This window comes from Streptomyces sp. NBC_00045 (assembly GCF_045041095.1).
Lineage (GTDB): Bacteria > Actinomycetota > Actinomycetes > Streptomycetales > Streptomycetaceae > Streptomyces.
On sequence record NZ_CP108271.1, the window covers coordinates 4,687,787 to 4,713,371 of the forward strand.

The 25,585-nt window shown below is 71.8% G+C and carries 22 protein-coding genes; 6 read left to right on the plus strand and 16 right to left on the minus strand.

The window, feature by feature from the left end; translation table 11 throughout:
- Window positions 1–4: 4 nt before the first annotated feature.
- The 8 genes from OHA65_RS22050 to fahA form a co-directional block, all read right to left on the minus strand.
- Window positions 5–604 (minus strand): Uma2 family endonuclease, encoded by a 600-nt coding sequence (locus OHA65_RS22050; protein WP_405762321.1) that lies wholly within the window; start codon window positions 602–604, stop codon window positions 5–7.
- A gap of 99 nt (window positions 605–703) precedes the next feature.
- Entirely contained in the window at window positions 704–3,601 is a 2,898-nt protein-coding gene (locus tag OHA65_RS22055) for a fumarate reductase/succinate dehydrogenase flavoprotein subunit (protein ID WP_405762323.1), read from the minus strand.
- A gap of 25 nt (window positions 3,602–3,626) precedes the next feature.
- On the minus strand, window positions 3,627–4,358 hold the full coding sequence (locus OHA65_RS22060; RefSeq protein ID WP_405762325.1) for an ABC transporter ATP-binding protein: 732 nt from the start codon (window positions 4,356–4,358) through the stop codon (window positions 3,627–3,629).
- A gap of 294 nt (window positions 4,359–4,652) precedes the next feature.
- On the minus strand, window positions 4,653–5,564 hold the full coding sequence (locus OHA65_RS22065; protein WP_327284840.1) for an ABC transporter permease: 912 nt from the start codon (window positions 5,562–5,564) through the stop codon (window positions 4,653–4,655).
- On the minus strand, window positions 5,561–6,913 hold the full coding sequence (locus tag OHA65_RS22070) for an ABC transporter substrate-binding protein (RefSeq protein WP_405762327.1): 1,353 nt from the start codon (window positions 6,911–6,913) through the stop codon (window positions 5,561–5,563). The genes OHA65_RS22065 and OHA65_RS22070 overlap by 4 nt, the downstream gene beginning before the upstream one ends.
- Before the next feature lie 50 nt (window positions 6,914–6,963).
- The gene (locus tag OHA65_RS22075) at window positions 6,964–7,191 is read right to left on the minus strand and encodes a ferredoxin family protein (protein WP_327284842.1); all 228 of its coding nucleotides are present in this window, start codon (window positions 7,189–7,191) and stop codon (window positions 6,964–6,966) included.
- Between the two features lie 33 nt (window positions 7,192–7,224).
- A complete protein-coding gene (locus OHA65_RS22080) occupies window positions 7,225–7,995 on the minus strand; it encodes a GntR family transcriptional regulator (protein WP_327284843.1) in 771 nt (256 codons plus the stop codon).
- 151 nt (window positions 7,996–8,146) lie between these two features.
- On the minus strand, window positions 8,147–9,370 hold the full coding sequence (gene fahA, locus OHA65_RS22085) for a fumarylacetoacetase (RefSeq protein ID WP_327284844.1): 1,224 nt from the start codon (window positions 9,368–9,370) through the stop codon (window positions 8,147–8,149).
- A 140-nt stretch (window positions 9,371–9,510) separates the two neighbouring features.
- On the opposite strand from fahA, the gene OHA65_RS22090 reads away from it, so the two are divergent.
- A complete protein-coding gene (locus OHA65_RS22090) occupies window positions 9,511–10,329 on the plus strand; it encodes an HAD family hydrolase (RefSeq protein ID WP_327284845.1) in 819 nt (272 codons plus the stop codon).
- A gap of 110 nt (window positions 10,330–10,439) precedes the next feature.
- Here the strand turns inward: OHA65_RS22090 and OHA65_RS22095 are convergent, their stop codons facing one another.
- Window positions 10,440–12,443 (minus strand): CocE/NonD family hydrolase, encoded by a 2,004-nt coding sequence (locus tag OHA65_RS22095; protein ID WP_328763371.1) that lies wholly within the window; start codon window positions 12,441–12,443, stop codon window positions 10,440–10,442.
- Window positions 12,444–12,865: 422 nt separating this feature from the next.
- Between OHA65_RS22095 and OHA65_RS22100 the strand changes: the two genes are divergently transcribed.
- The 4 genes from OHA65_RS22100 to OHA65_RS22115 all read left to right on the plus strand — a co-directional run bounded on the left by OHA65_RS22100 (window position 12,866) and on the right by OHA65_RS22115 (window position 16,030).
- Window positions 12,866–13,876: a polyprenyl synthetase family protein gene (locus OHA65_RS22100; RefSeq protein ID WP_327284848.1), complete on the plus strand. Its 1,011-nt coding sequence runs from the start codon at window positions 12,866–12,868 to the stop codon at window positions 13,874–13,876.
- A 220-nt stretch (window positions 13,877–14,096) separates the two neighbouring features.
- Window positions 14,097–15,323, plus strand: coding sequence for a LolA family protein (locus OHA65_RS22105; protein WP_405762329.1), 1,227 nt, complete (start codon window positions 14,097–14,099; stop codon window positions 15,321–15,323).
- Between the two features lie 108 nt (window positions 15,324–15,431).
- Window positions 15,432–15,635 carry a ribbon-helix-helix domain-containing protein gene (locus tag OHA65_RS22110; RefSeq protein WP_225884906.1) on the plus strand — a complete coding sequence of 68 codons (204 nt, stop codon included), beginning with the start codon at window positions 15,432–15,434 and terminating at the stop codon, window positions 15,633–15,635.
- Complete coding sequence (locus tag OHA65_RS22115; RefSeq protein ID WP_327284850.1) at window positions 15,632–16,030, plus strand: hypothetical protein; 399 nt, start codon at window positions 15,632–15,634, stop codon at window positions 16,028–16,030. The genes OHA65_RS22110 and OHA65_RS22115 overlap by 4 nt, the downstream gene beginning before the upstream one ends.
- An 81-nt stretch (window positions 16,031–16,111) precedes the next feature.
- On the opposite strand, the gene OHA65_RS22120 is transcribed toward OHA65_RS22115, so the two are convergent.
- The 3 genes from OHA65_RS22120 to OHA65_RS22130 all read right to left on the minus strand — a co-directional run bounded on the left by OHA65_RS22120 (window position 16,112) and on the right by OHA65_RS22130 (window position 19,632).
- On the minus strand, window positions 16,112–17,428 hold the full coding sequence (locus tag OHA65_RS22120; RefSeq protein WP_329314292.1) for a M28 family metallopeptidase: 1,317 nt from the start codon (window positions 17,426–17,428) through the stop codon (window positions 16,112–16,114).
- A gap of 246 nt (window positions 17,429–17,674) precedes the next feature.
- Entirely contained in the window at window positions 17,675–18,652 is a 978-nt protein-coding gene (gene rarD / locus OHA65_RS22125) for an EamA family transporter RarD (protein WP_327284852.1), read from the minus strand.
- 125 nt (window positions 18,653–18,777) lie between these two features.
- Complete coding sequence (locus tag OHA65_RS22130) at window positions 18,778–19,632, minus strand: SDR family oxidoreductase (protein WP_327284853.1); 855 nt, start codon at window positions 19,630–19,632, stop codon at window positions 18,778–18,780.
- Window positions 19,633–19,720: 88 nt separating this feature from the next.
- Between OHA65_RS22130 and OHA65_RS22135 the strand changes: the two genes are divergently transcribed.
- Complete coding sequence (locus OHA65_RS22135) at window positions 19,721–20,128, plus strand: winged helix-turn-helix transcriptional regulator (RefSeq protein ID WP_371644502.1); 408 nt, start codon at window positions 19,721–19,723, stop codon at window positions 20,126–20,128.
- A 36-nt stretch (window positions 20,129–20,164) separates the two neighbouring features.
- Here the strand turns inward: OHA65_RS22135 and OHA65_RS22140 are convergent, their stop codons facing one another.
- From OHA65_RS22140 to OHA65_RS22155, 4 genes are all read right to left on the minus strand, one after another.
- Window positions 20,165–21,232: a 2-oxoacid:ferredoxin oxidoreductase subunit beta gene (locus OHA65_RS22140; RefSeq protein WP_329314294.1), complete on the minus strand. Its 1,068-nt coding sequence runs from the start codon at window positions 21,230–21,232 to the stop codon at window positions 20,165–20,167.
- Window positions 21,225–23,186, minus strand: coding sequence for a 2-oxoacid:acceptor oxidoreductase subunit alpha (locus OHA65_RS22145; RefSeq protein WP_371644504.1), 1,962 nt, complete (start codon window positions 23,184–23,186; stop codon window positions 21,225–21,227). The genes OHA65_RS22140 and OHA65_RS22145 overlap by 8 nt, the downstream gene beginning before the upstream one ends.
- Before the next feature lie 283 nt (window positions 23,187–23,469).
- Window positions 23,470–24,129, minus strand: coding sequence for a response regulator transcription factor (locus tag OHA65_RS22150; protein WP_030161942.1), 660 nt, complete (start codon window positions 24,127–24,129; stop codon window positions 23,470–23,472).
- 156 nt (window positions 24,130–24,285) lie between these two features.
- A complete protein-coding gene (locus OHA65_RS22155) occupies window positions 24,286–25,569 on the minus strand; it encodes a sensor domain-containing protein (RefSeq protein WP_329314298.1) in 1,284 nt (427 codons plus the stop codon).
- Window positions 25,570–25,585 lie beyond the last annotated feature (16 nt).

Below are 25,585 nucleotides of genomic sequence, written 5' to 3' on the forward strand. Positions count from 1 at the left end.
GGGACTACTCCGGCCGCCGCCGCTTCGGCATGATCCCGGTGAGATCCAGGTCGATGGGAAAGGGGTCGGAGACCTTCAGCCGGTCGTGGAAAATGCCGGCCGCGACGTAGGAGCCCGTCACCGGCTCGCGTTCGCACACGTGGACAACGGCTCGGCCGTCCTTGTTCTCGACGCGCCAGTAGTGCGGGATGCCGGCTCGGGCGTACTTCACCGGTTTGGTCTCGCGGTCACGGTCGATGGACTCCGGAGGCATGACCTCGATCGCCAGCAGGACCGCCTCGGCCGGAAGGCGGGTCTGGGCCAGGTCGTTGACGACGTCCTCACGGCACACGATGACATCAGGCTCGGGGCGGTTATGCCGATCGATGTCGATGGTGAACTCGCGGAGGACCTCCAGGCCTTCCGGGACCAGCGACTCGATCTGCCTCTCGAAGAAGGTGACGGCCCGCGAGCGGAAGAGCGTCTGCGGACTCACGAAGATCAGGCTCCCGTCGATCAGCTCCGTGTGCGGAGGCAGATTCGGAAGCGTGTCCAGGTCATCGGCAGTCCAGCCGCCCGCGGGCGGGACCGGCAAGCTGTGTTCCGGGTTCATCGGTGCTCCCATGAGCCGAGTCTCGCCAGTCCGTTCAGCGTATCGCCGGACATCTGCTCCGGACCGCCCACACGTGTGAGCGCACGGTCGTCTGTTGACCATGTGCCGGAGTCACAGACGAACGGCATATGCGCGGACGTCCGCGTCCGGGTCGGAGGTGGCCGTGGCCAGGGCCCTGCGGGCCTCCGGGACGGTGCGGTGGGTGCGCAGGGAGAGGACCGCGGCCTTGCGGACGTCCGCGTTCTCGTCCTTCAGGGCCTCGGCCAGTGCGGGTACGGCGGTGTCCGGGGCGGCTGCCGAGAGGGCCGTCGCCGCGCCGGCGCGGACCTGCCAGGCCGGGTCGGCCAGGGCTGCCGCGGCCGTGGCGGCGTACGGCGCGGGGCAGCCCGTCGCCGCCAGCGCCGCCAGGGCCGCGCCCCTGACCAGCGGGTCCGGATCGGACAGGAGCGGGTCCAGCGGGGCCGGCGCCGGGGCGTGGACCGCCGCGAGGCCCTTCGCCACCGCCACCCGGACCTCCCGCGCCGGATCCGCCGCCGCCCGCGCGAGGGCCGGGACGGCGTCCACCGAGACCAGCGCCCGCACCGCGTGGATCCGGACCTCCGGGTCGGGGTCCACGAGGGACTGCGCGTACAGGGCGGCGTCGCCGAGGCGCAGCGCGCGCAGGGCTTCGAGGGCGGCGGCGCGCACCACCGGGTCCGTTACGGCGAGTGCCGCGCGCAGGGCGGCCCCGAGCTCCGGATCACCGGGCAGGACCTCCAGCAGCTCCCGCAGCGAGGCCGCGGCCGTCGCCCGTACGGCCGGATCCGCGTCGCCGAGGCGGGCCGCCAGGTCCGGGCCCGCCCCCGCCGGGACGGTCTCGCCGATGGCGGTCACGGCGCCGGCCCTTACCGCCGGATCGGGGTCGGTGAGGTACGGCCGCAAGGCCGCCAGGTCCGGGGACTCCTCGGCCAGGGCGAGGAGTTCGAGGATCCGGGGCGAGGGGCCGCTGCCTACCGCGGCCTCGGCCGCGTCGGCGGCGGGTCCGCTCCCGGCCGCGTTCGCGACCGTGATTGCGGACTCCGCGGGCACCGGGACCGGGGCCGGTTCGGCGGCCGGGCCGGCATCGGCCGCGGTCCCCGTAGTGGCGGGGGTCCCGGCAGGGCGGGCGGTTCCGGCCGCGCCGTCGTTCCCGGCGGTGGCGGTGGCGGTGGCTCCGGCCTCCGCCACCACCAGGAGGCCGCCGGCGGCAGGGACCGCCTCGCGCGGCCCCGCCGTCGCCACGCCGACCAGCTCCACCTCGCCCAGGCGCCGCGAAGCCCCGCCGGTCGGCGTGAACTCGGGGACGGGGACGACGTACGGCTCCACCGGGCGGGCCGTGAACTCCATCGCCCCCGAAGCCGACTTGCGCAGGTCCAGGTGGTGCAGCCAGCCCGCGTCGTCGCGCCCCGGGTGGTCGAGCCGCTCGTGGTACAGGCCCCAGCGGGACTCCGTCCGCGCCAGCGAGGCCCGGGCCGCCATCTCCGCGCAGTCCCGGATGAAGGACACCTCCGCGCACCGCATCAGCTCGTGCGGGGTCCGCGCCCCCATCTCCTCGATCTCGCCGCTCATCCGGGTGAAGGCCTCCACCGCGAGGGAGAGCTTCGCGCCCGTCTTCGGCGGGGCCACGTAGTCGTTGACGAAGCGCCGCAGCTTGTACTCCACCTGCGGCTGCGGCGGCCCGTCCGGCCGGCGCAGCGGCCGGTAGACCAGCTCGTGCGCCGCCGCCACCTGGTCCGCCGGGAGGGGCCCCTCGTACGCGGTGTACTGCGCCGCGTCCTCGCCCGCCAGATCGCCGAAGACGAAAGCCCCGATCATGTAGTTGTGCGGTACGGACGCCAGGTCCCCGGCGGCGTACAGCCTGGGCACGGTGGTGCGCGCGTGGTCGTCGACGCGTACGCCCGACGCCGAGTGGCCGCCGCACAGCCCGATCTCCGAGATGTGCATCTCGATGTCGTGCGTGCGGTAGTCGTGGCCGCGGTTCGCGTGGAAGGTGCCGCGGGTGGGGCGTTCGGTGGTGTGCAGGATCGATTCGAGCGCGGAGACGGACTCCTCCGGGAGGTGGCTGAGCTTCAGGTACACCGGGCCCCGGTCCGAGGCGAGTTCGGCCGCGAACTCCGACATCATCTGCCCCGACCAGTAGTCGGAGTCGACGAACCGCTCGCCGTGCCGGTTGACCTGGTAGCCGCCGAAGGGGTTCGCGACGTACGCGCACGCCGGCCCGTTGTAGTCCTTGATCAGCGGGTTGATCTGGAAGCATTCGATCCCGGTGAGGGCCGCGCCGGCGTGGTAGGCCATGGCGTACCCGTCGCCCGCGTTGGTGGGGTTCTCGTACGTCCCGTACAGGTACCCGGAGGCGGGGAGTCCGAGCCGGCCGCAGGGGCCGGTCGCGAGGATCACGGCGCCCGCGCGGACCGTCACGAAGGCCCCGGTACGGGTGTTGAAGGCTGCGGCGCCGATCGCCCGGCCGTCCTCGGGGGAGGTGAGGACGCGGACCGGCATCACCCGGTTCTCGATCCGGATCCGCTCGCGCATCTCGCGGCGGCGCAGCTGCCGGTAGAGGACCTTCTTGACGTCCTTGCCCTCCGGCATCGGGAGCACGTACGAGCCGGAGCGGTGCACCCGACGGACCGCGTACTCGCCGTGCTCGTCCTTCTCGAACTTCACGCCGTACGACTCCAGGCGCTGCACCATCGCGAAGCCGCGGGTGGCGGTCTGGCGGACCGTGGACTGGTCGACGACGCCGTCGTTGGCGCGGGTGATCTCGGCGACGTAGTCGTCGGGCTCGGCACGGCCGGGGACGACCGCGTTGTTCACGCCGTCCATGCCCATGGCGAGGGCGCCGGAGTGGCGCACGTGCGCCTTCTCCAGCAGCAGGACCCGCGCGCCGCGCCCGGCGGCGGTCAGCGCCGCCATCGTGCCGGCGGTGCCGCCGCCGATGACGAGTACGTCGCAGGAGATTTCCTCGGCGTCGGCGATCGCGGGGATGTCCATGGTGGGGTCCTTGGGGAGTCGGAGGTCAGAGGGAGGAGAGGATCCGGCGCCGGAGGGCGGAGTGGTCCGCGGTCCGCTCGCGCCGAAGCGGTACGTCGAGTACGTCCAGCAGCGCGCCGGCGGCGAGGAGCACGACGCGGTCACCCAGGAAGAGGGCCTCGTCCACGTCGTGGGTGACGAAGACGACCGTCGCCCCGGTGCCGGCGAGCACGTCGACCAGGAGGTCCTGCATCCCGGCGCGGGTCTGGGCGTCGAGTGCCCCGAAAGGCTCGTCCATGAGCACGGCGCGCGGGCGCGCGGCGAGGGCGCGCGCCAGCTGGACGCGCTGGCGCTGTCCGCCGGAGAGTTGGTGCGGAAGCCTGTGCGCGTGGTCGGCGAGGCCGACACGGCCCAGCCACTCGGTGGCGGTGCGGCGGCGCTCCGCCTTGGGCTCTTTCCGGATGGCGAGCGGGAGTTCGACGTTGGCGAGGGCGGTCCGCCAGGGGAGGAGGGCGTCCTCCTGGAAGACCAGCGCCCGGTCGGCGTGCGGGCCCCCGATCGGACGGCCGTCCTGTTCCACGGCCCCGCCCCGGGAGGGCAGCAGCCCGGCCAGCGTGCGCAGCAGGGTCGACTTCCCGCAGCCGGAGGGCCCCACGACGGCCAGTACCTCGCCGGGCCGGACGGTGAGGTCGAGTCCCCGGAGCACGGTGTTCCCCGGGTGTCCGAGCCGGACACCGTGCAGCCGGAAGGCTGCGCCGGTGGTGGTCGCGGTGGTCATGGTCACTCCTTCGAGTTGCAGTTCCGACGGGCCGGTCTCGGCGCCGCTCACGCCCGGCTCCGCTCCCGTGCCCGGGGGCCGGCGCAGCGCCCGTCCGGGCCGCCAGGTCGATCCGGCCCCGCCGGCGCGGAAGGCGCTGGGGGTCCCCCGGCGGTGGCCGGGGAGGGCCGGGGGCACCCCCGTCCGCGGCGCCGCACCGGAACGCGTCCGGGCGGAGCCCTGAAAGCACCTCCCAGCGGTGGCCGGGGTGGGAACGGGGGAAGGGCGGGGTGGGGCAGGGCTCCGCGCAGCGGGTCACGGCGAGCGGACGCCGGACAGGTGCCGGCCGCCGGGCGGGGCGGATCCGTCCGCGGACCCCGGGTCCGCTGACGCAGTGGCGGACCCGGGGTGCGGCCCCTCGGCGGGGGCCGGGGGGCCGGGGGACGCAAGGGCCGAGCCCGGGGCGCGGGTGGGGAGCCAGCGGGTCAGGCGGCGGCCCGTGCGCTCCACCGCCGTCGACGTCAGCCAGCCGAGGGCCCCGATCGTCACCATCCCGACGAACACGCCCGGGTAGTCCACCACCGTGTAGTCCTGCCACGTGCGGTAGCCCACCCCGTACTCCCCCGAGATCATCTCGGCGGAGATCACACAGATCCACGACACCCCGATCCCGACGGACAGCCCGCCGAAGATCCCGGGGAGCGCGCCGGGCAGGACCACCGACAGCAGGACCCGTCCGCGGCCGCCGCCCATCGTCAGGACGGCCTCCTCCCAGACGGGGGACAGCGCGGCCACCGCGTGCCGTGTCGACACCAGCACCGGGAAGAACGCCGCCGCGCAGGTGATGAACACGATCCCCTGCTCGTTCGAGGGGAACAGCAAGATCGCCACCGGCACCAACGCGATCGCCGGGATCGGCCGCAGCACCTCCAGCACCGGGCCGAGCACGTCCGCCGCCACCCGCGAGCGGGCGATCGCCGTGCCCACCGCCACGCCCAGGACCGCGGCCAGCGCGAATCCCGACACGATGCGGCGCAGGCTGTCGGCCAGGTCCTGCCAGTAGGGCCCGGTCGAGGCCCGTTCGGCGAGCTTCGCCGCGACCTCCGTCACCGTCGGGAACTGCCCGAACCGCAGCCACAGTTCCACGTCGAGGGAAGTCAGCGTCTGCCAGACCGCCAGGGCCACCCCCAGCGAAGCCACGCGCAGCAGCCGGCGCCCGGGGGTCATGACGCGATGCCTCCGGCTTCGGCGAAGCTCACGATCCGCGCCCCGGATCCCTGGTGCCCGTCGACGTACGCCTTGGCGCCCGCCGGCGTGACGAACGCCCGCAGTTCGGAGCCCTCCGCCACCCAGACCGCCTTGTCCGCGAACCAGAGCGTGCCCGTCACCGCGTCCGGGACGTACGCCGCCCGGACGTCCGCGCCCTTGAGGGCCTTCAGCAGGGCCGCCGGGGTGTCGAAGGTCCGGGTGGCGGTCTCGTTCTTCAGCCACAGCTCCGGTCGGGCGGCCGCGGCCACCGGATAGTCCGGTCCCAGGTCCGCCGCGAGCCGCTTCAGCGGCGCCGGGTCCACGAACCCGTCGACGTCCACGTCGCCGACCAGCTTCGCGTCCTTGAGGACCGGTACGTCCTCCTTCAGCGCCGCCAGCAGCTCCGGCCGCAGCGCCGGGTCGAACGTCGCGATCCCGTTCGACCCGTTGTAGAGGTAGACGACCTCCGCCGGCAGGCCGGTGTCCTTCGCCACCGACTCGGCCGCCGCGACCGGCCGGGTCCGCAGGTAGTCGGTCGCCTTGCGCTGGGCCCGCAGGAATTCGTCCAGCACGCCGGGCCGCTGCGCCGCGAACCCCTGCCGGACCGTGACCCCGTGGAAGGTCGGCAGGTTCAGTTCGGCGCCGTCGTAGAGCGCCTTGGCCTTGCCCTCGTACGCGAGCTGCCCCGGCCAGGCCACGAACTGCGACAGCGCGTCCGCGCTGCCCGCTTGGAGTGCCGAAGCCCCCACGCTGGGCTGCTGGTTGAGCTTCTGGATCCCGGTGGCCGGGTCGATCCCGGCGCGCTGCAGGGCCCGTACCAGGGTCCCGTCGGCAGCCGAGCCGACCGAGGTCGACACCTTCTTGCCGCGCAGGTCGGCCAGCGATTCGAGCTTCGCGCCGGGCGCCGTGACGATGGTGTTGAGGCCGCCGCGCAGGTTGTAGCCGGTCACGGAGACGAGCCGGGTGGGCTGCCCCAGCTCCTTGCCGCGCGCCGCGTTGATCAGGAGCGGGAAATCGCCCATCGAGCCGATGTCGATCTTGCCGGCGGTCATCTGGGCGGTGATGGGCGCACCGGTGGCGTAGTCCTGCCAGTCGACCTTGTAGGTGATGCCGTCCTTCTTGCCGCGCGCCGCGAGCTCCTGCTCGAAGTAGCCGAGGGAGCGCAGCAGGGTGCCGGCGGTGACGGTGTTGATGGTCTTGGACTGGTAGCCGACCGTGACGGTCACGGTCCCCGGGCCGTCCGCGCCGGCCGCGTCCCCGCCGCACGCGGTGGCCAGCGGGGCGAGGAGCAGCAGGGCGGCGGGTGCGAGGGCTCTCGTACGGAACATGGGAAGCGGGCCTTTCACCGGGGTCACCTGAGTCACCGGGGTCACCGGGGTCACCGGAGGAGATAGGGCATGTTGACGGTCACCGCGCCGGTGGGACAGCGGGCGGCGCACGGGCCGCAGTACCAGCACTCGTCCACGTGCATGTAGGCCTTGCCGCTGTCCTGGTGGATCGCGAGCGAGTCGAGCGGACACATGTCGACGCAGAGGGTGCAGCCGTCGATGCACAGGGACTCGTCGATCGTCACGGGCACGTCGCCGCGCTGGGGGACCACGGGCATGGCTGTCTCCAGGAAAGGGGTGGGGAAAGGGGCTCAGAGGGAGCGGCGGAGCACGCCGCTCATGGTGATCCGGTCGCCGCGGAAGCGGATGAACTCCAGGTCCACGGGCCGGCCGTCGCCCAGGTGGGTGAGCCGCTCCAGCATCAGCACGGCGGCCCCGCGCGGGGCTTGGAGGACGGCGGCGGAGTGCGCGTCCGCGTTGACGGCCTCAAGGGTGATCTCGGCGTGGCCGAGGGGCTGTCCCGTCAGGGACTCCAGCAGCCGGAAGACGTCGGTGTTCTCCAGGTCGCAGCCGATGAGTTCGGCGCCGATGTCCAGGGGGACGTACGTGAGGTCGAGGGAGAGCGGCAGCCCGTTCAGCCGCCGCAGCCGCTCGATGTAGAGCACGTCGGCGTGCTCGGGAAGCCGCAGCCGGGCGGCCACGGGGGCGGGGGCGCGCACCGGACCGACGGTGCGGACCTCGTTGGTCACCCGGCCGTGCTCGTGCAGGGTCTCGGCCAGGCCCTGGAGCCGGTCGAGGCCGTGCGGGTACTTCTCGCAGACGACGACGGTACCGACGCCGGGCCGGCGTTCGACGAGGCGCTCGCCGCGCAGCAGGTCGAGGGCCTGGCGGACGGTGTTGCGGCCGGCCCCGTAGTCGGCGGCGAGGGCGTCCTCCAGGGGGAGGACGCCGTCGGGGTACCCGCCGGCCAGGATCTGGTGGCGCAGCAGGTCGGCGAGCTGCCGCGCCTGGTCCGCGCGCAGTCGCCGCCGGCGCGCGGCGGCGACCGGGACGGTGTGCTCACGGATGCGTTCGGCTGGCATGGCAGGGAACATACCGACGGCTTCCGGCCGGTGGTGTTGCCGCAGTGTTGCGCCACCGCGCGCCCTCAACCGCAGGGCTGTGACCTGCTACGACGACGGGGTGGCGGAAAGATCCGCCACCCCGGTGAGGCCGTTCGTCCCGAGGGGCGGACTAGCGGGATCCCACAATGCGGCCGGTGACCTCGCCGAGGCCGACCCGGGTGCCCTCGGGGCCCGGTGCCCAGGCGGTGAGGGTGACGGTGTCGCCGTCCTCAAGGAAGGTGCGCTTGCCGTCGGCGAGCTCGATCGCGTCGCGCCCGTTCCACGTCAGCTCCAGCAGCGAGCCGCGCTGGGCGACCTCGGGGCCGCTGACCGTGCCCGAGCCGTAGACGTCGCCGGTGCGCAGGGAGGCGCCGTTGACGGTCATGTGCGCGAGCTGCTGGGCGGCGGTCCAGTACATCGTCGCGAACGGCGGCCGCGCGACCTCCTGCCCGTTGATGGAAACGGTGATGTGCAGGTCGAAGCCGCCGGGCCGGTCGGCTTCGGCGTCGTCGAGGTAGGGCAGCAGCGGGAAGTCGCGGGCGGGCGGGGTGACCCGGGCCGCGTCCAGGGCCTCCAGCGGGGTGACCCAGGCGGAGACGGAGGTCGCGAAGGACTTGCCGAGGAAGGGGCCCAGCGGCACGTACTCCCAGGCCTGGATGTCGCGCGCCGACCAGTCGTTGAGCAGGAACAGCCCGAAGACGTGGTCCTCGAACTCGGCCAGCGGCACCGGGCGGCCCAGCTCGGAGGGGGTGCCGACGACGAAGCCGACCTCCGCCTCGATGTCGAGCTTGACGGACGGGCCGAAGACGGGCGCCGGGTCGGCGGGGGCCTTGCGCTGCCCGGAGGGGCGGACGACGTCGGTGCCGGAGACGACGATCGTGCCGGAACGGCCGTGGTAACCGATCGGCAGGTGCTTCCAGTTGGGGGTCAGCGCGTCCCCGTCCGGGCGGAACATCTTGCCGACGTTGGTGGCGTGGTGCTCGCTCGCGTAGAAGTCGACGTAGTCGGCGACCTCGTACGGCAGGTGCAGGGTGACGGCGTCGAGCGGGAGGAGGTGCGGCTCGACGGTCTCCCGGTGGCCGGGGTCGGTCACCCACGCGGTCAGCGCGCGGCGCACGTCGCGCCAGGCGGTGCGGCCGGCGGCCAGCAGCGGGTTGAGCGAGGCCTGCCCGAGCAGCGCCGCGTACGGGGAACCGAGCGCGGTAGCGGCCGCCCCCGCGTCGAGCACGTGTCCGCCGATGCGCACACCGATGCGACGGCGGGGTTCCCCGGAGGTGGAGAAGACGCCGTACGGGAGGTTGTGCGGCCCGAACGGGTCGCCCTCGGGGACATCGAGGGGGCTCTGCTGGGGCATGGGGTACTGCCTCGCTTTCGACGCGGTCCGGGGGTGTCCCGGTGGCTGGTTGATACGTTACGTGCCCAGTGGGACCTGTGGGAGGCCGGATTCGGGCTCTATTTGTAGGACTTGTCCAATGGGGTCCGTATCCTTGCGCCGTGACTTCCGCTCCGCTTTCGGCCCTCCCCTTCACCCTGATCGCCACTGACCTGGACGGGACCCTGCTGCGCGCCGGAGACACCGTCTCCGCGCGCTCCTACGCGGCGCTCGCGACGGCGCGCGCCGCCGGCGCCCAGCACATCATCGTCACCGGACGCCCCGTCCCGCAGGTCCGGCACGTCCTGGACGACCTCGGCTACACAGGGCTCGCGGTGTGCGGGCAGGGCGCGCAGGTGTACGACACGGCGCGCGGGCGCCTGCTGCACTCCGTGGAGATGGACCGGGAGCTGGCGGAGGTGGCGCTCGGGAAGATCGAGGCGGAGATCGGAGAGGTCTACGCGGCGGTCGACGGGGAAGGCGTGGACGCCGAGATGCTGATCGCGCCCGGCTACCGGATGCCGCACCCGCACCTGCCGACGGTGCGGGTACCGCGTCGGTCCGACCTGTGGACCGCACCGATCAACAAGGTGCTGCTCCAGCACCCGGAGCTCGACGACGACGAACTGACCCGGGTGGCCCGCGGGGTCGTCGGCCACATGGTCAACGTGACGATGGCGGGGGAGCACACGGTGGAGCTCCAGCCGCCGGGCGTCAGCAAGGCGAGCGGGCTGGCCCTGGCGGCGCAGGTGCTGGGCGTCGGCCCGGCGTCGACGATCGCCTTCGGCGACATGCCGAACGACGTCCCGATGTTCGCGTGGGCGGCGCACGGCGTCGCGATGGCCAACGCCCACCGCGAGCTGGTGGCCGTGGCCGACGAGCTGACGCTGTCCAACGAGGAGGACGGCATCGCGGTGGTCCTGGAGCGCCTCTTCGCCTGACGGCCGGGCCTGTCGGCCGGGCCTGTCGGCCGGGCCTGTCGGCCCGGTGTGGCGGCCCGGCCTGTCGGCCCCGGTGTGGCGGCCCCGGCCTGTCGGCCCGGTCTGTGGCCTCAGCCTGCGGCGCGCGGTAGGCGGCGCTCCCACGTGCGGTGGAAGACCACCTCCTCGCCCTCCCGGCACACCAGCTCGTTCGAGGTCAGGAAGCCGCCCTCGTCGCAGGAGACCTCCGAGCGGGTCTCCACCCGTACGTCCCAGGCCAGCTCGGGCCGGTGCAGCCGGATCCGCCAGTCCGAGCGGGTCCGGGCCGACAGCGGGTCCGCCGAGTCGATCTCGTACACCTCCAGCGCCTCCTCGCCGTACTCCAGGCCGTCCGGGTACACCCGTGTCCCGCCGTACCGGGGGTCGACCTCCAGTCGCCACCTGCCGCGCGCGACGTCCCGTACGACCAGCCGCTGCGGCCGCGGTTCGTCCAGCGTGGCCGGGTACGACACCCCGAGCGGCTCCGACTGCTCCGGCGGCTCGAACGCGATCCCGCCGCGGTCCTCGGGATCCGCGGACCGGACCGGCAGGACCAGCGAACTGCCCGCCGGGTCCAGGGTCCAGCCCGCCTCCGAGCCGGCCCGCGGCCAGATCCACGGCCAGTACGCCGAGGACAGCGCGAGCCGGATGCGGTGGCCGGCCGCGAAGCAGTGCCCGATGCCGTTCAGCTCGAAGACCACGTCCTCGTACGCCCCCACCGGCCAGGGCACCGCCTTGTCCCGGCCCAGCCTGGCGGAGAGGTTCAGCGCGCCCCGGGTGACCAGCGTCGAGGAGCCGTCGGGCGCAACGTCGCACAGCCGGGCCACCACCTGGCCGTACGGGACGTCCATCCGCAGCCGGGCCGTCACCCGGGCCCGGCCCAGGACCTCCACCGGCCCACGCCCCACCGGGAACTCGAAGCAGGCCGACTTCGCGTCCTCCTCCCGCTGGTCCGGCGGCAGGTCCGCGGAGTTGCCGAACGGGAAGAACCGCCCCGCGTCCAGTCCCGTGTGCTGCGGGGACGCGATGGCCACCGGCGCGCCCTGGAGCGCGTAGGTGACCGGCGTGACGGCGGGGGAGGGCCACTCGGAGTCCCCGACCCAGCGGCCCGGCAGCACCTCGTACGAGGTCGCCGGCGGATGGGACTCCGAGATCCAGGAGCGCAACAGCGGCTCGTCCATCACCCCGTTGTCCGTGCCCTTCAGCCAGTGGTCCCACCAGCGCAGGGTCTCCTGGAGGAACCCGATCGACGGGCCCGGCGGCAGCCCCCGGTCCGGGTACTGGTGCGACCAGGGCCCGATCAGCCCGCGAACCCGTTCGGCGGGCAGGTGGGACACCAGCCGCAGCACCGTGTCCCGGTACGGGTCGTGCCAGCCGCCGACCGCGAGCACGGCCGCGCCGATCGCCGGGTAGTCCTCGCAGACGCTGCCGTGGCGCCAGTAGTCGTCCCGCGTCTGGTGCGCCAGCCAGGTGTGGATCAGGGGTTCGACGGATTCCAGCCGCGCCAACCACTGCCCGCGCCAGCCCTCGCCGGCGAACAGCGGGTCCGGCGGGCGGGCCGCGAAGGCCAGCATGGTCGCCGCCCACGCGTGCATGTCCACTGCGAGCACCGAGCCGCCCATGTAATGGACGTCGTTGTCGTAGCGGTCGTCCGTGGAGCAGACGGTGACGACCGCCTTCAGGGCCGGTGGTGCCAGCGCCGCGATCTGCAGGGAGTTGGAACCGCCCCACGAGATCCCGAACATCCCCACCGACCCCGTGCACCACTCTTGCTCCGCCAGCCACTGCACCACCGCGATCCCGTCGGTCAGTTCCCGCGCGTCGTACTCGTCGCCCGGGTTCCCGCCGCTGCAGCCGTGGCCCCGTACGTCCACCCGGACCGAGGCGTAGCCGTGGCCCGCGTACCAGGGGTGGCGCTGCCAGTCGCGCGGCGCGGTCCAGTCGGTCAGCCGGTACGGCACGTACTCCAGTAGGGCCGGGACCGGCTCGTCCGTCACGGGGCGCCAGATCCGGGCGTACAGCTCCACGCCGTCCGGCATCGGGATCCGGACGTCCTCGTGCGCCGTCGGGTACGGGAACTCGGTACGGATGATCATGTGGGAACCGCCTCGTCGCCTCGTTCGCCTCAGTGGAGGGGGTGCATCGTGCGGGGAGGGACCCACGTACGGGCGCAGCCGCCCGTGCCACTCACGGGTCACCCGCGGGCTGCGGAACACGACCGCGAAGGAGACGGCCGGAGCGATCACCGGGACGAGCGTCAGCAGGTCGACGCAGCGGCCCGTCGTCAGCCACCCGACGGCGGTTTAGTGCAGTGCCAGTTCTGGACAAAACGTATTCTCCAGGTGTTTCGGCTCCTCCTGAACATACCGGTGCGCATCGGGCAGTGCGTGGGTGGCGACATGACGGGCGCTCTCGGTGATCGAAAACAGACCGGATACGCTGGCTTGAGTGAAGGCAGCGACACATCGACAATCCAGGTGATCGTCACCGTGATCGTCAGCAGACAGGAGTACCCCTCGTGACCGTCGTCGGGCCGTTCGGACTGAGCGTGCGGGACCAGGCTCTTGAGACCGATGTCCAGGCCGGACTGGCCGCCGTCGAGGCGGGTCTGCTGGAGGCCACCAAGAGCGAAGTCCCCTTCATCACCGAGGCCGCACAGCACCTGCTCCGGGCCGGCGGCAAGCGGTTCCGGCCGCTGCTCGTGATGCTCGCCTCCCGGTTCGGCGATCCCTACGCGCCCGGGATCGTGCCCGCCGCGGTCGTCGTCGAGCTCACCCACCTGGCGACGCTCTACCACGACGACATCATGGACGAGGCGGACGAGCGCCGCGGCGTGGCCAGCGCCAACGCCCGCTGGGGCAACTCGCTGGCCGTCCTGACGGGTGACTTCCTGTTCGCCCGCGCCTCGCACATCCTGGCCGACCTCGGGCCGGAAGCCGTGCGCATCCAGGCCGAGGCCTTCGAGCGGCTGGTGACGGGCCAGATCCTGGAGACCGCCGGTCCGCGCGACGGCCGCGACCCCGTCGCCCACTACCTCGACGTCATCGCCGGCAAGACCGGCTCGCTGATCGCGGTCTCCGGCCGGTTCGGCGCGCTGATGTCCGGCGCCGACGAGTCGGTCGTCGACATCCTGACCCAGTACGGCGAACGCCTCGGCACCGCCTTCCAGCTCGCCGACGACCTCCTCGACATCGCCTCCGACTCGCACGAGTCCGGCAAGACCCCGGGGACGGACCTGCGCGAGGGCATCCCCACGCTGCCCGTGCTGCAGCTGCGCCAGATGGCGGCCCAGGGCGGCGACCCCGACGACCTGGAGCTCGTGGGCCTGCTGGACGGCGACCTGACGGACGACGCCCTGCATGCGGAGGTGCTCGCCCGGCTGCGGGTGCACCCCGCCCTGGAGCAGGCCCGCCGCGACACCATCCGGTACGCGCAGGAAGCGCGGGCCGCGCTCGCGCCGCTGCCGGAGTGCTTCGCGAAGTCGGCGCTCGAAGAGCTGTGCGACGCGGTGGTGCACCGCGCCGGCTAGGACGCGACCGGGCGCAGGCCGGGTACGGCCCGGTACGACCGGATACGTCGTGTGGCGCAGGCGAGGGCCCCGCATCCCCTACGGGTAGGAGGATGCGGGGCCCTCGCCGTGTCATCCCTGGGGCGTACGCCGAGTTGAGCCCGGGGAGTGACGCCCCGCCCCCCTCCCCTTTGGTCAGATGGAGACACACCAGAACGGGTGACAAAGAGGTAGGGCAGACATGGCAACGAACGCAAAGACCCGCAAGGCCGCCCGGTACGCCGTACCGGTAGCGGTGGCGGGTGTGGCCGCCGCGACCGTGGCGATGGTCCCGGCCTTCGCGAACTCCGGGGGCCCCGACCTGCCGAAGGTGACGGCGCAGCAGCTCATCGAGAAGGTGGCCGCCTCCGACGTGCAGCAGCTGTCCGGCAGCGCGAAGATCAGCACCGACTTGGGTCTTCCGACCCTGGCGAGCGGCCTCCTCGGCGGCGGGGGTGTCGCGGGAGGCTCGGCCAACCCCGAGGACAAGATCGCGCAGCTGGCGAACGGCACGCACACCGTGCGCGTCGCGGCCGACGGACCGGACCGCCAGAAGCTCACGTTCGTGGACGGCAAGGACGAGTACAGCCTCGTCCACAACGGCGCCGACGTCTGGGGGTACGACACCAAGGCCAACGAGGTCTGGCACGAGAAGCACCCCGAAGGCGCGGCGGCAGGCAAGGACGGGAAGAAGACCGCGGACCGGCTGGGCGGCGCCTCGCCCCAGCAGCTCGCGCAGGACGTGCTGAAGGCCGCCGGCCCGACCACGGACGTCAGCGTGGGCGAGACCGCCCAGGTCGCCGGCCGGGACGCCTACCAGCTGGTGCTGAAGCCGAAGCACGCCGGATCCACCGTCGCCTCGGTCAAGATCGCGGTGGACGCCAAGAACGGCGTGCCGCTGCGCGTGCAGCTGCTGGCCACCGAGGGCGGCAAGCCGATCGTCGACGCCGGGTTCACCAAGGTGGACTTCGCCAAGCCGTCCGCCGACACGTTCGCGTTCACCGCGCCCAAGGGCGCCAAGGTGACCGAGGGCGCTGCCGAGGAGGCCAAGGGCGGAGCCGGGCACGGCAAGGAGTTCAAGGGCCTGGAGTCCCTCCCCGGCCTCGACGCCCTGACCGGCGGCGCGGCCGGCAAGGGCGGCAAGGGCGACACGAAGGTCCTCGGCGAGGGCTGGTCGGCCATCGCCCGCATCGACACGGGCGCCGGCAAGGGCCTCCAGGACCTCGACAAGGCGGCGAACGGCAAGAACGCGCCGAAGGAGGCCAAGCAGTTCCTCGACTCCCTCGGGGGCAAGGTCACCGGCAAGTTCGGCGAGGGCCGGGTCTTCAAGACCCGCCTGGTCAACGCCCTGATCACGGACGACGGCAAGGTCTACGTCGGCGCGGTCACCAAGGACGCGCTGGTGCAGGCGGCCGACGCCAACAAGTAACCCCGCCGCGGCGGGTAGCTGTCCGAAGGGTGGGCGGGGACTGTGTCCCTGCCCACCCTTCCGCCGTTCCGCCCCTGTGTACAGCGAGCCCGCTGTACCGTGAAAAGCATGTCGAGACACGTGACCATCCGCCTGGACGAAGAGTTCCACGAGCGCCTCAAGGCACGCGCGGCGGCGCTGGGCACGACGGTCACCGCACTGATCACCGAGGTGACGGAACGCGAGCTGGACGAGGACCGCAAGAACTTCCTGTCCGGCATCGAGGAGTTCGCCGATCACTGGGGCTACTTCCAGGAGCGGTTCGGCAATTGAAGATCACCATGGAGTGGGCCTGGACCGCTCTGGCCCACCATCTCCCGTCAGATCCCGCCGTGTGGGATCCCTCAGGGGTGGCCGCCGCGGTCGCCCGGCACCAGAACGACCTCGTCCTGGTGCCCGAACAGCCCGCCCCGGACACCGCGTGGCGGGCCGCCGCGTTTCTGCACACCCTCGCGGTGTGCCCGGCGCTGGAATCGCCGATGAACGAGTTCTACGCGGCCGCCGCCACGCGCTCGTACCTGCGCGTGGCGGGGGCCAGGCAACTGCCGTCGCCGGAGGACCTCGGCGACCTGGTGGAAGCGGCGAAGCTGGGCCGCGCCGACATCGCAGCGGTCGCAGAGGAGCTCCGCGCCCTCATACAGGAGCCGCTGACGGTCCCGCCGTCCTAGGGCCGGACACGTCCTAGGGCCGGACACGTCCTAGGGCCGGACACGTCCTAGGGCCGGACACGTCCTAGGGCCGGACACGTCCTAGAAGGTGATCTTCCAGCTGTTGATGTAGCCGGTGTCCTGCGCCGCCGCGTCCTTGACCTGGAGCTTCCAGACGCCGTTGGCCACCTCGCCGGAGGCGTTGACCGTGTACGTCTGGACGAGGTTGTCGGCGCTGCCGCCGCTGCGGTTGTGCAGGTTGTAGACCGTGCCGTCGGGGGCGACCAGGTCGACCACCAGGTCACCGCGGTAGGTGTGGACGATGTTCACGTCGACCTTGGTGGTGGCAGGGGCGTTGCCCGCGACGCCGGAGACCGTGACGGGCGAGGTCACCGCGGCTCCGGGGGAGTCCGGGATGTTCACGTCCGCGGTGTTCTCGAAGGACGGGCCCGGCGGGACCGGGGTGGCCGCCCCCAGGTTCCAGATCGCGTACGCGATGGCGTCGGAGTTGCGGTCCAGGGCGGTGTCGTCGATGTTCGCCGACGTGTCGCACGAGGCGTGGTAGCAGCGGTCGAAGGCCTGCCCCGAGGTGCCGCCCCACTTCTGCGCCTGCGCCGCCGTCTTGGTGTAGTCGGCGCCGGAGAACAGGCCGCCGACCGGGATGCCCGCGTTCTTGAACGGGGCGTGGTCGGAGCGGCCGTCGCCCTCGGTCTCGATCTCCGTCGGGACGCCGATCCCCGCGTAGTAGTTCTTGAAGGTCTGCTCGATGGTCGGGTCGTCGTCGTAGACGAAGTAGCCCGGGTTCGGCGAGCCGATCATGTCGAAGTTCAGGTAGCCGGAGATCTTCGTCTTCTCGGTGCTCGGCAGGTTGTTCACGTAGTACTTCGACCCGACCATGCCGAGCTCCTCCGCGCCCCACCAACCGAACCGCAGGTGCTTGGTGGGCTGGAGCTGGGCGCGCGAGACGGCGAGCGCCGTCTCCAGAACGGCTGCCGAGCCGGAACCGTTGTCGTTGATGCCGGGACCCGCGGTCACCGAGTCCAGGTGCGAGCCGGACATCAGCACCGAGTTGGGGTCGCCGCCCGGCCAGTCGGCGATCAGGTTGTAGCCGGTCGCGCCGCTGCTGGTGAAGGTCTGCAGGGTGGTGGTGAAACCGGCCGCGTCGAGCTTGGCCTTCACGTAGTCGATCGAGGCCTTGTAGCCGGCGCGGCCGTGGGCGCGGTTGCCGGCGTTGGCGGTGGCTATGGACTGGAGCTGCGCCAGGTGCGCCTTGACGTTGGCGACCGGAATGTCGGGCGGTGTCGGCGCCGCGGTCAGCGCCGTGGGGGCGGCGAGTGCGGCGGGGGCGGAGGAGGCGAACAGACCGGCGACCGCGATCGCGGTCACGGCGGCCAGGCGCCGGGAGACGGACAGGCTCATGTGGGGGACTCCGGAATTCCGTTGGGGATTGAACGGAACGTGCGGGGTGGCGCATTTGAGCGATAGTGCGTCAGTGCGAGCCTGATGTTCAGTGGAGATGTGACTGTCCGTCAAGACCGAGATCCGGTCAGGATGGTTCGGAAAACGGACGATCCCCGCCACGGGACGCCTCCCAGTGGTAGCTGGGCGAGGGTTCCGTGACGGGGATCGTGGGGGTGAGGGGCGCGCGGTGCGGTGCCGGCGGCCCTACGCGGGCTCGGGCGCAGGCGCGGGCGCGGGCTCCGGTACCGCCACCGGTCCGGCGGTGCGGGCCTGTTCGAGCCGCGCCGCCTCGGCCCGGTTCTTGCGCGCCGTGCGCAGGGCGTCCCAGGTCAGCAGCGCGAGCGCCAGCCAGACCAGGGAGAACCCGGCCCAGCGCTCCGGCGGCATCGCCTCGTGGAAGTACACGACGCCGAGCCCGAACTGGAACACCGGGGCCAGGTACTGGAGCAGCCCGAGCGTGGACAGCGGGACCCGGATCGCGGCCGCTCCGAAGCAGACCAGCGGGATCGCCGTGACCAGTCCGGTCGAGGCGAGCAGCGCGGAGTGCCCGAGGCCCTCTGAGGCGAAGCTCAACCGGCCCTGCGTCCCCAGCCACAGCAGGTAACCGAGGGCGGGCAGGAACAGCAGCGCGGTCTCGGCGGCGAGCGACTCGACCCCGCCCATGTTGAGCTTCTTCTTGATCAGCCCGTACGCGGCGAAGGTGAAGGCCAGCACCAGCGAGATCCACGGCGGCCGCCCGTACCCGATGGCGAGCACCAGCACGGCGGCCACGCCGATGCCGACCGCCGCCCACTGTGCGCGGCGCAGCCGCTCGCCGAGTACCAGCACGCCGATCCCGATGGTGACCAGCGGGTTGATGAAGTAGCCGAGGCTGGCCTCGACGACCGCGCCGTTGTTGACGGCCCAGATGTACAGGCCCCAGTTCACGGAGATCACCGAGGCGGCCAGCGCGGTCAGGCCGAGCTTGCGGGGCTGCCGGAGCAGCTCCCGTATCCAGCCCCAGCGGCGCATGGCGAGCAGCAGCACCCCGACCACGCCCAGCGACCACACCATGCGGTGGGCGAGGATCTCGATGGCCCCGGCCGGCTTGAGCAGCGGCCAGAACAAGGGGACCAGCCCCCACATCCCGTAGGCGCCGAATCCGTAGAGCAAACCCGTGCGCTGCTCGTTCTCCGCTTTCACGGGGGCCTCCAGTCACATTCCAGCCAACTTCACGAAGGTAGCGCCGGAGGGGCCGGATGTCATGCCCGTAGACACGAGATACTCATGACATCTTCGAGGTCTTGTGTGGCCGGGGCCGCGTCGGCTCAGGCCAGGGCGGAGGCGATCGCGTGGGCCACCGGGGTCGTCGGGCGGCCGATGAGCCGGGACAGGTCCCCGCCGGTGTGGGCCAGCCGGCCGCGGGAGATCGCCGCGTCCACGTCGACGAGGATCGCCGCGAAGCCCTCGGGGACCCCGGCGTCGGTCAGGATCGACAGGTGCGTCCCGGCCGGGACCTCGCTGTACGCGACCTCCTTGCCGGTCTGGGCCGCGACCTCTGCCGCGTACTCCGCCAGGCTCCACGCGGTGTCGCCGGAGAGCTCGTACACCTGGTTCAGGTGGCCCTCGCCGGTCAGCACGGCGGCCGCCGCGGCGGCGTAGTCCGCCCGTGCAGCAGAGGCGATCCGGCCCTCGCCCGCGCTGCCCACGACCGCGCCGTGCTCCAGGACGGTGCCCAGGTGGCCCGTGTAGTTCTCGTGGTACCAACCGTTGCGCAGGAAGGTGTGGGGGAGGCCCGAGTCCAGGACGGCCTGCTCGGTGACCTTGTGCTCGGCGGCCAGGTCGAAGTCGGCCTCGGGGCCGCCGAGGATCCCGGTGTACGCGAGCTGGGCGACGCCCGCGGCCTTCGCGGCCCCGATCACCGCGAGGTGCTGCGGCACCCGACGGCCGACCTCGTTGCCGGAGATCAGCAGGACGCGGTCGCCCGGGCGGAAGGCGGAGGCCAGGGTCTCGGGGACGTCGTAGTCCGCGACGCGCACCTCGACCCCGCGCTCGGCCAGGTCGGCGGCCTTCTCCTTGCTGCGGACGACGACGGCGACGCGCTCGGCGGGAACCTGGTTCAGCAGCTCCTCGACGACGAGGCGGCCGAGGGCTCCGGTGGCTCCGGTGACGACGATGCTCATGGGGTGCGCTCCTTGCGTTGGGGTGTGTCACCACCCTAAGGACAGCGCTAACCTTTCGTAAGTACCCACTTCAAAGTAAGGTACTGGTATGAAGGTAAGTAACGCGACGGCGGCCGCTGCGCCGCCGATGGTCAACGCTCCGATGGTCAATGCGCCGATGTGCCCCTCCCGCGGAGTACTGGAACACGTCACCAGCCGCTGGGGCGTACTGGTCCTGGCCGCCCTCGTTGAGCGCTCCTACCGGTTCAGCGAACTGCGCCGCGAGGTGGGTGGCGTCAGCGAGAAGATGCTGGCGCAGACCCTCCAGACGCTGGAGCGCGACGGATTCCTGCTGCGCGACGCCAAGCCCGTGATCCCGCCGCGCGTGGACTATTCGCTGACCGAGCTGGGGCGCGAGGCCGCCGAGCAGGTGTGGGCCCTCGCCCGCTGGACCGAGCGGCGCACTCCCGAGGTCCAGGCGGCGCGCGCCGCCTACGACGGAGCCCGGAGCTCCTGAGGAACTCCGGGCCGTAGCCGTGTGCGGGCGGTGGGGCTAGCCGATGACCGTCCAGGTGTCGTTGCCGGCGAGGAGCGTGCTGAGGTCTCCCTTGCCCTTGGCGTCGACGGCGGTCTCCAGCTGCTCGGCCATCAGCGTGTCGTAGACGGGCCGCTCCACGCTGCGGAAGACCCCGATGGGCGTCTGGTGCAGGGTGTGCGGGTCCGCGAGCCGGGACAGGGCGAACGCGGTGGTCGGGCCGGCGCTGTGCGCGTCGTGGACCAGGATCCGGGACTCGTTCTCCGGGGTCACCGCGACGACCTCCAGCTCTCCGGTGGCCTGATCGCGTACGACGCCCTTGTGTCCGTCGGCGCCGAAGCGGATCGGCTGTCCGTGCTCCAGCCGGATCACGGCCTCCTGCGCCTGCACGTTGTCCTTGAGCACGTCGAAGGCGCCGTCGTTGAAGATGTTGCAGTTCTGGTAGATCTCGACGAGGGCGGTGCCCTGGTGGTCGGCGGCGGCCCGCAGTACCTCGGTCAGGTGCTTGCGGTCGGAGTCGATGGTGCGGGCGACGAAGGTGGCCTCGGCTCCGAGGGCGAGGGAGACGGGGTTGAAGGGGGCGTCGAGGGAGCCCATCGGCGTGGATTTGGTGATCTTGCCGACTTCGGAGGTGGGTGAGTACTGGCCCTTGGTGAGTCCGTAGATCCGGTTGTTGAACAGCAGGATCTTGAGGTTGACGTTGCGGCGCAGGGCGTGGATCAGGTGGTTCCCGCCGATGGAGAGGGCGTCGCCGTCGCCGGTGACGACCCAGACGGACAGGTCGCGGCGGGAGGTGGCCAGGCCGGTGGCGATGGCCGGTGCGCGGCCGTGGATGGAGTGCATCCCGTAGGTGTTCATGTAGTACGGGAAGCGGGAGGAGCAGCCGATGCCGGAGACGAAGACGATGTTCTCCTTCGCCAGGCCCAGCTCGGGCATGAAGCCCTGGACCGCTGCGAGGACGGCGTAGTCACCGCAGCCGGGGCACCAGCGGACCTCCTGGTCCGATTTGAAGTCCTTCATGGACTGCTGGGCCTCGGCCTTGGGTACCAGCGAGAGCAGGTGGGGGGCGTCGGTCACCTCAGTCATTGATGGCCTCCTTGAGAACCTTCGAGAGCTGCTCGGCCTTGAACGGCATTCCGTTGACCTGGGTGTACGACTGGGCGTCCACCAGGTACTTCGCCCGGATCAGGGTGGCGAGCTGCCCGAGGTTCATCTCCGGCACCACTACCTTGTCGTAACGCTTCAGGACCTCCCCGAGATTCCTCGGGAAGGGGTTGAGGTGGCGCAGATGGGCCTGCGCGACCGGGATGCCGACATTGCGCAGACGGCGGACGGCGGCGGTGATGGGGCCGTAAGTGGAGCCCCAGCCCAGGACGAGGGTGCGGGCCCGGTCGGGGTCGTCGACCTCCAGGTCGGGGACCTCGATGCCGTCGATCTTGGCCTGGCGGGTGCGGACCATGAAGTCGTGGTTGGCGGGGTCGTAGGAGATGTTGCCCGTGCCGTCCTGCTTCTCGATGCCGCCGATCCGGTGCTCCAGACCGGGCGTGCCCGGGACCGCCCAGGGGCGGGCCAGGGTCTGCGGGTCCCGCTTGTACGGCCAGAACACCTCGGTGCCGTCCGCGAGCTGCTGGTTGGGCCCGGAGGCGAACTGCACCTTCAGGTCCGGGAGGTCGGCGACGTCCGGGATGCGCCAGGGCTCGGAGCCGTTGGCGAGGTAGCCGTCGGAGAGCAGGAACACCGGGGTCCGGTACGTCAGCGCGATCCGCGCCGCGTCGAGGGCGGCGTCGAAGCAGTCCGCGGGGGTGCGGGGCGCCACGACGGGGACGGGGGCCTCGCCGTTGCGGCCGTACATCGCCTGGAGCAGGTCCGCCTGCTCGGTCTTGGTCGGCAGGCCGGTGGAGGGGCCGCCGCGCTGGATGTCCACGATCAGCAGCGGCAGCTCCAGAGACACCGCCAGCCCGATCGTCTCGGACTTCAGGGCGACGCCGGGGCCGGAGGTGGTGGTCACGCCGAGCGCGCCGCCGAAGGCCGCGCCGAGCGCCGCGCCGATGCCGGCGATCTCGTCCTCGGCCTGGAAGGTCCGCACGCCGAAGTTCTTGTGCTTGCTCAGCTCGTGCAGGATGTCCGACGCCGGAGTGATCGGGTACGAGCCCAGGTAGAGCGGCAGGTCGGCCTGGCGGCTGGCCGCGATCAGGCCGTAGGACAGGGCCAGGTTCCCGGAGATGTTGCGGTAGGTGCCGGTCGGGAACGCCCGCGTCGCCGGGGCCACCTCGTAGGAGACCGCGAAGTCCTCGGTCGTCTCCCCGAAGTTCCAGCCCGCGCGGAACGCGGCCACGTTCGCCTCGGCGATGTCCGGCTTCTTCGCGAACTTCTGCCGCAGGAAGTTCTCCGTGCCCTCCGTGGGCCGGTGGTACATCCAGGACAGCAGGCCCAGCGCGAACATGTTCTTGCTGCGCTCGGCCTCCTTGCGGGAGAGCCCGAAGTCCTTCAGCGCTTCCACGGTGAGCGTGGTCAGCGGCACCGGGTGGATGTTGTAGGCGCCCAGCGAGCCGTCTTCCAGCGGCGAGGTGTCGTAGCCGACCTTCGCCATCGGGCGCTTGGTGAATTCATCGGTATTGATGATGATCTCGGCCCCGCGCGGGACGTCCCCGATGTTCGCCTTCAGCGCCGCCGGATTCATCGCCACCAGCACGTTCGGGGCATCGCCCGGTGTCAGGATGTCGTGATCGGCGAAATGCAACTGGAACGAGGAGACGCCGGGCAGGGTGCCGGCAGGGGCGCGGATCTCGGCCGGAAAGTTCGGCAGCGTGGAGAGGTCGTTCCCGAAGGAAGCCGTCTCCGAGGTGAACCGGTCACCAGTGAGCTGCATGCCGTCACCCGAGTCACCCGCGAAACGGATGATCACCCGGTCGAGGCGGCGTACTTCCTTGCCGCTCGGGGCCGGGGGTGTCCGTTGTTCGCCGACGACGGCTCCTTCGGCTCCTTCGGCCCCTTCGGCCCCGTCGGCCTGTTCGGCTGGACTACTGACCTGGCTGGTCACTGAACTGGACCTCCTTCGAGGCGTGGCGTTCCCGCTCCCAAGGTCAACCCTACGTCGGTAGGACTGGCCTTTTCCGGGGACGCTCGTATTCCGGACCGTCGTCTGCGGCGGTCTGTCGAGAGAATCCCTTGCGATTCCAAGAGATTCCGAGAGATTCCGAGATTTCGTGCCGTGCAGAAATAGTGCGAGCCCCAGCGGCCAGGTGTGCTATCGCCGCACCTGACAGGGTGTCAGTTGATCAAGGTTTTGATCAATGCCCAGTCTTGGTCGAGAGGGTTTTCGATCAAGACCGCAGGTAGGTGAGGACAGCCAGGACCCGCCGGTGGTCCCCGTCGCTCGGTGACAGCCCGAGCTTCATGAAGATGTTGCTGACGTGCTTCTCCACGGCTCCGTCGCTGACCACGAGCTGCTTCGCCACCGCCGAATTGGTCCGTCCCTCGGCCATCAGGCCCAGCACCTCGCGCTCGCGCGGGGTCAGCCCCGCCAGCACGTCCTGCTTGCGGCTGCGGCCGAGCAGCTGGGCGACCACCTCGGGGTCCAGCGCCGTCCCGCCCCGGGCCACGCGCACGACGGCGTCCAGGAACTCCCGCACGTCGGCCACCCGGTCCTTGAGGAGGTACCCCACCCCGGTGCTGGAACCGGCCAGCAGTTCGGTGGCGTACTGCTCCTCCACGTACTGCGACAGCACGAGCACGCCTATGCCGGGGTGCTCGCGCCGCAGCCGTACGGCCGCACGCACGCCCTCGTCGGTGTGTGTCGGCGGCATCCGCACGTCAGCCACCACCACGTCCGGCAGCGCATCCTCGGCCGCCAGCTCCGCCACCGTCTTGATCAGGGCTTCCGCGTCCCCGACGCCGGCCACGACGTCATGCCCCCGGTCGGTCAACAACCGGGTCAGGCCCTCGCGCAGCAGCACTGAATCCTCGGCGATGACCACCCGCACCCTGTCTTCCACGATCCAGCAGCTCCCGCGTCCACGTCGTCCGATGTACCTGACCCAGCCAAGCATCCCAGCCCGAGGGGCGGATGGAGGCGAGTCCGATCATCACGTGGAAGCGGGAGCGGGGGACACCCACGGCGGCCGACCGGCCGTGTCGCCCTACCGGGAACGCCAGGGGAGCTCGGCGGTGACGGTGGTGCCGCCGTCGGCCGGCGAATCCACGACCAGCACCCCGTCCACGGCGTCCAGCCGCTCGGCCAGCCCCGCCAGGCCGGTTCCCGGGCCCGCGGTGCTCGCTCCGCCACGGCCGTCGTCCGCGACCTGGATCAGCAGCCGCCCCCCGGACCGCCACACGTCCACGCCCGCCGTACGGGCCCCGGAGTGCTTGCTGATGTTCTGGAGCAGCTCCGAGACGGTGAAGTACGCGATCCCCTCCACCGCCGACGCGGGCCGCTCCGGCAGGTCCACCGACACCCGTACCGGCACCGCGCACCGCGAGGCCACCGATGACAGCGCCGCGTCGAGACCGCGGTCCGTCAGCACCGCCGGGTGGATCCCGCGGGCCAGGTCGCGCAGCTCCTGGAGCGCGATCTTCACCTCCCCGTGCGCCTCGTCCACCATCCGGGCGGCGGCGCGGGGATCCTCGGCGAGCTTCTCCTTCGCCAGCCCCAGGTCCATCGCCAGCGCCACCAGGCGGGCCTGCGCGCCGTCGTGCAGGTCCCGCTCGATGCGCCGCAGGTCGGCGGCGGCGGTGTCGACCACGACCCCGCGGTCGGACTCCAGCTCCGTGACCCGGTGGTCGAGGCGCGAAGGCCCGAGCAGCCCGCCGACGAGCACCCGGTCGACGGTGGTCAGCGCCCGCAGCACCCACGGCGTGGCCAGGGTGAAGCCCAGCCCCACCAGGCAGGCGAGGGCGATCTCCACGGGGGAGTCGAGGTAGAAGGTGTAGTCGCCGTTCTGGAAGAGCTGCAGGCCCGGCATGTCGGTGTAGGCGGGGAAGACCCAGAACCACACCGGGTACAGCAGGAAGGCCCACCCGTACACCCAGAACACCAGTGCCAGGGTGAAGGCGAACACGGACCACGGAAGGTGGATCACCGAGTACAGCGCGTGCCGCCAGGCGCTGCCGCTCCGCAGGAGTGCCCCCATCGCGGCGACCGGACCCGGCTTCTTCGCCCTCGGCGGCGCCGGCTCGGCGATGTCGACCCCGAGAAGGCCGCGCGCCCGGGCCCTCTCGACCCGCCCGAACCCGCGGCACATCGCGAGCACCCCGGCCAGCACCGGGATGCCGAGGAAGGTGACGAGCAGTCCGGCGCCGAGGGTGACACCGGTGATCGCGAGCGAGAAGTACAGCAGGCTCAGCGGCAGTCCGAGCAACAGATACCCGAACTCCCGCCACGTCCGCCCCTCGACCGGAGCCCGCAACACGCGACCTACACCCATGATCCCGACCCGCCCT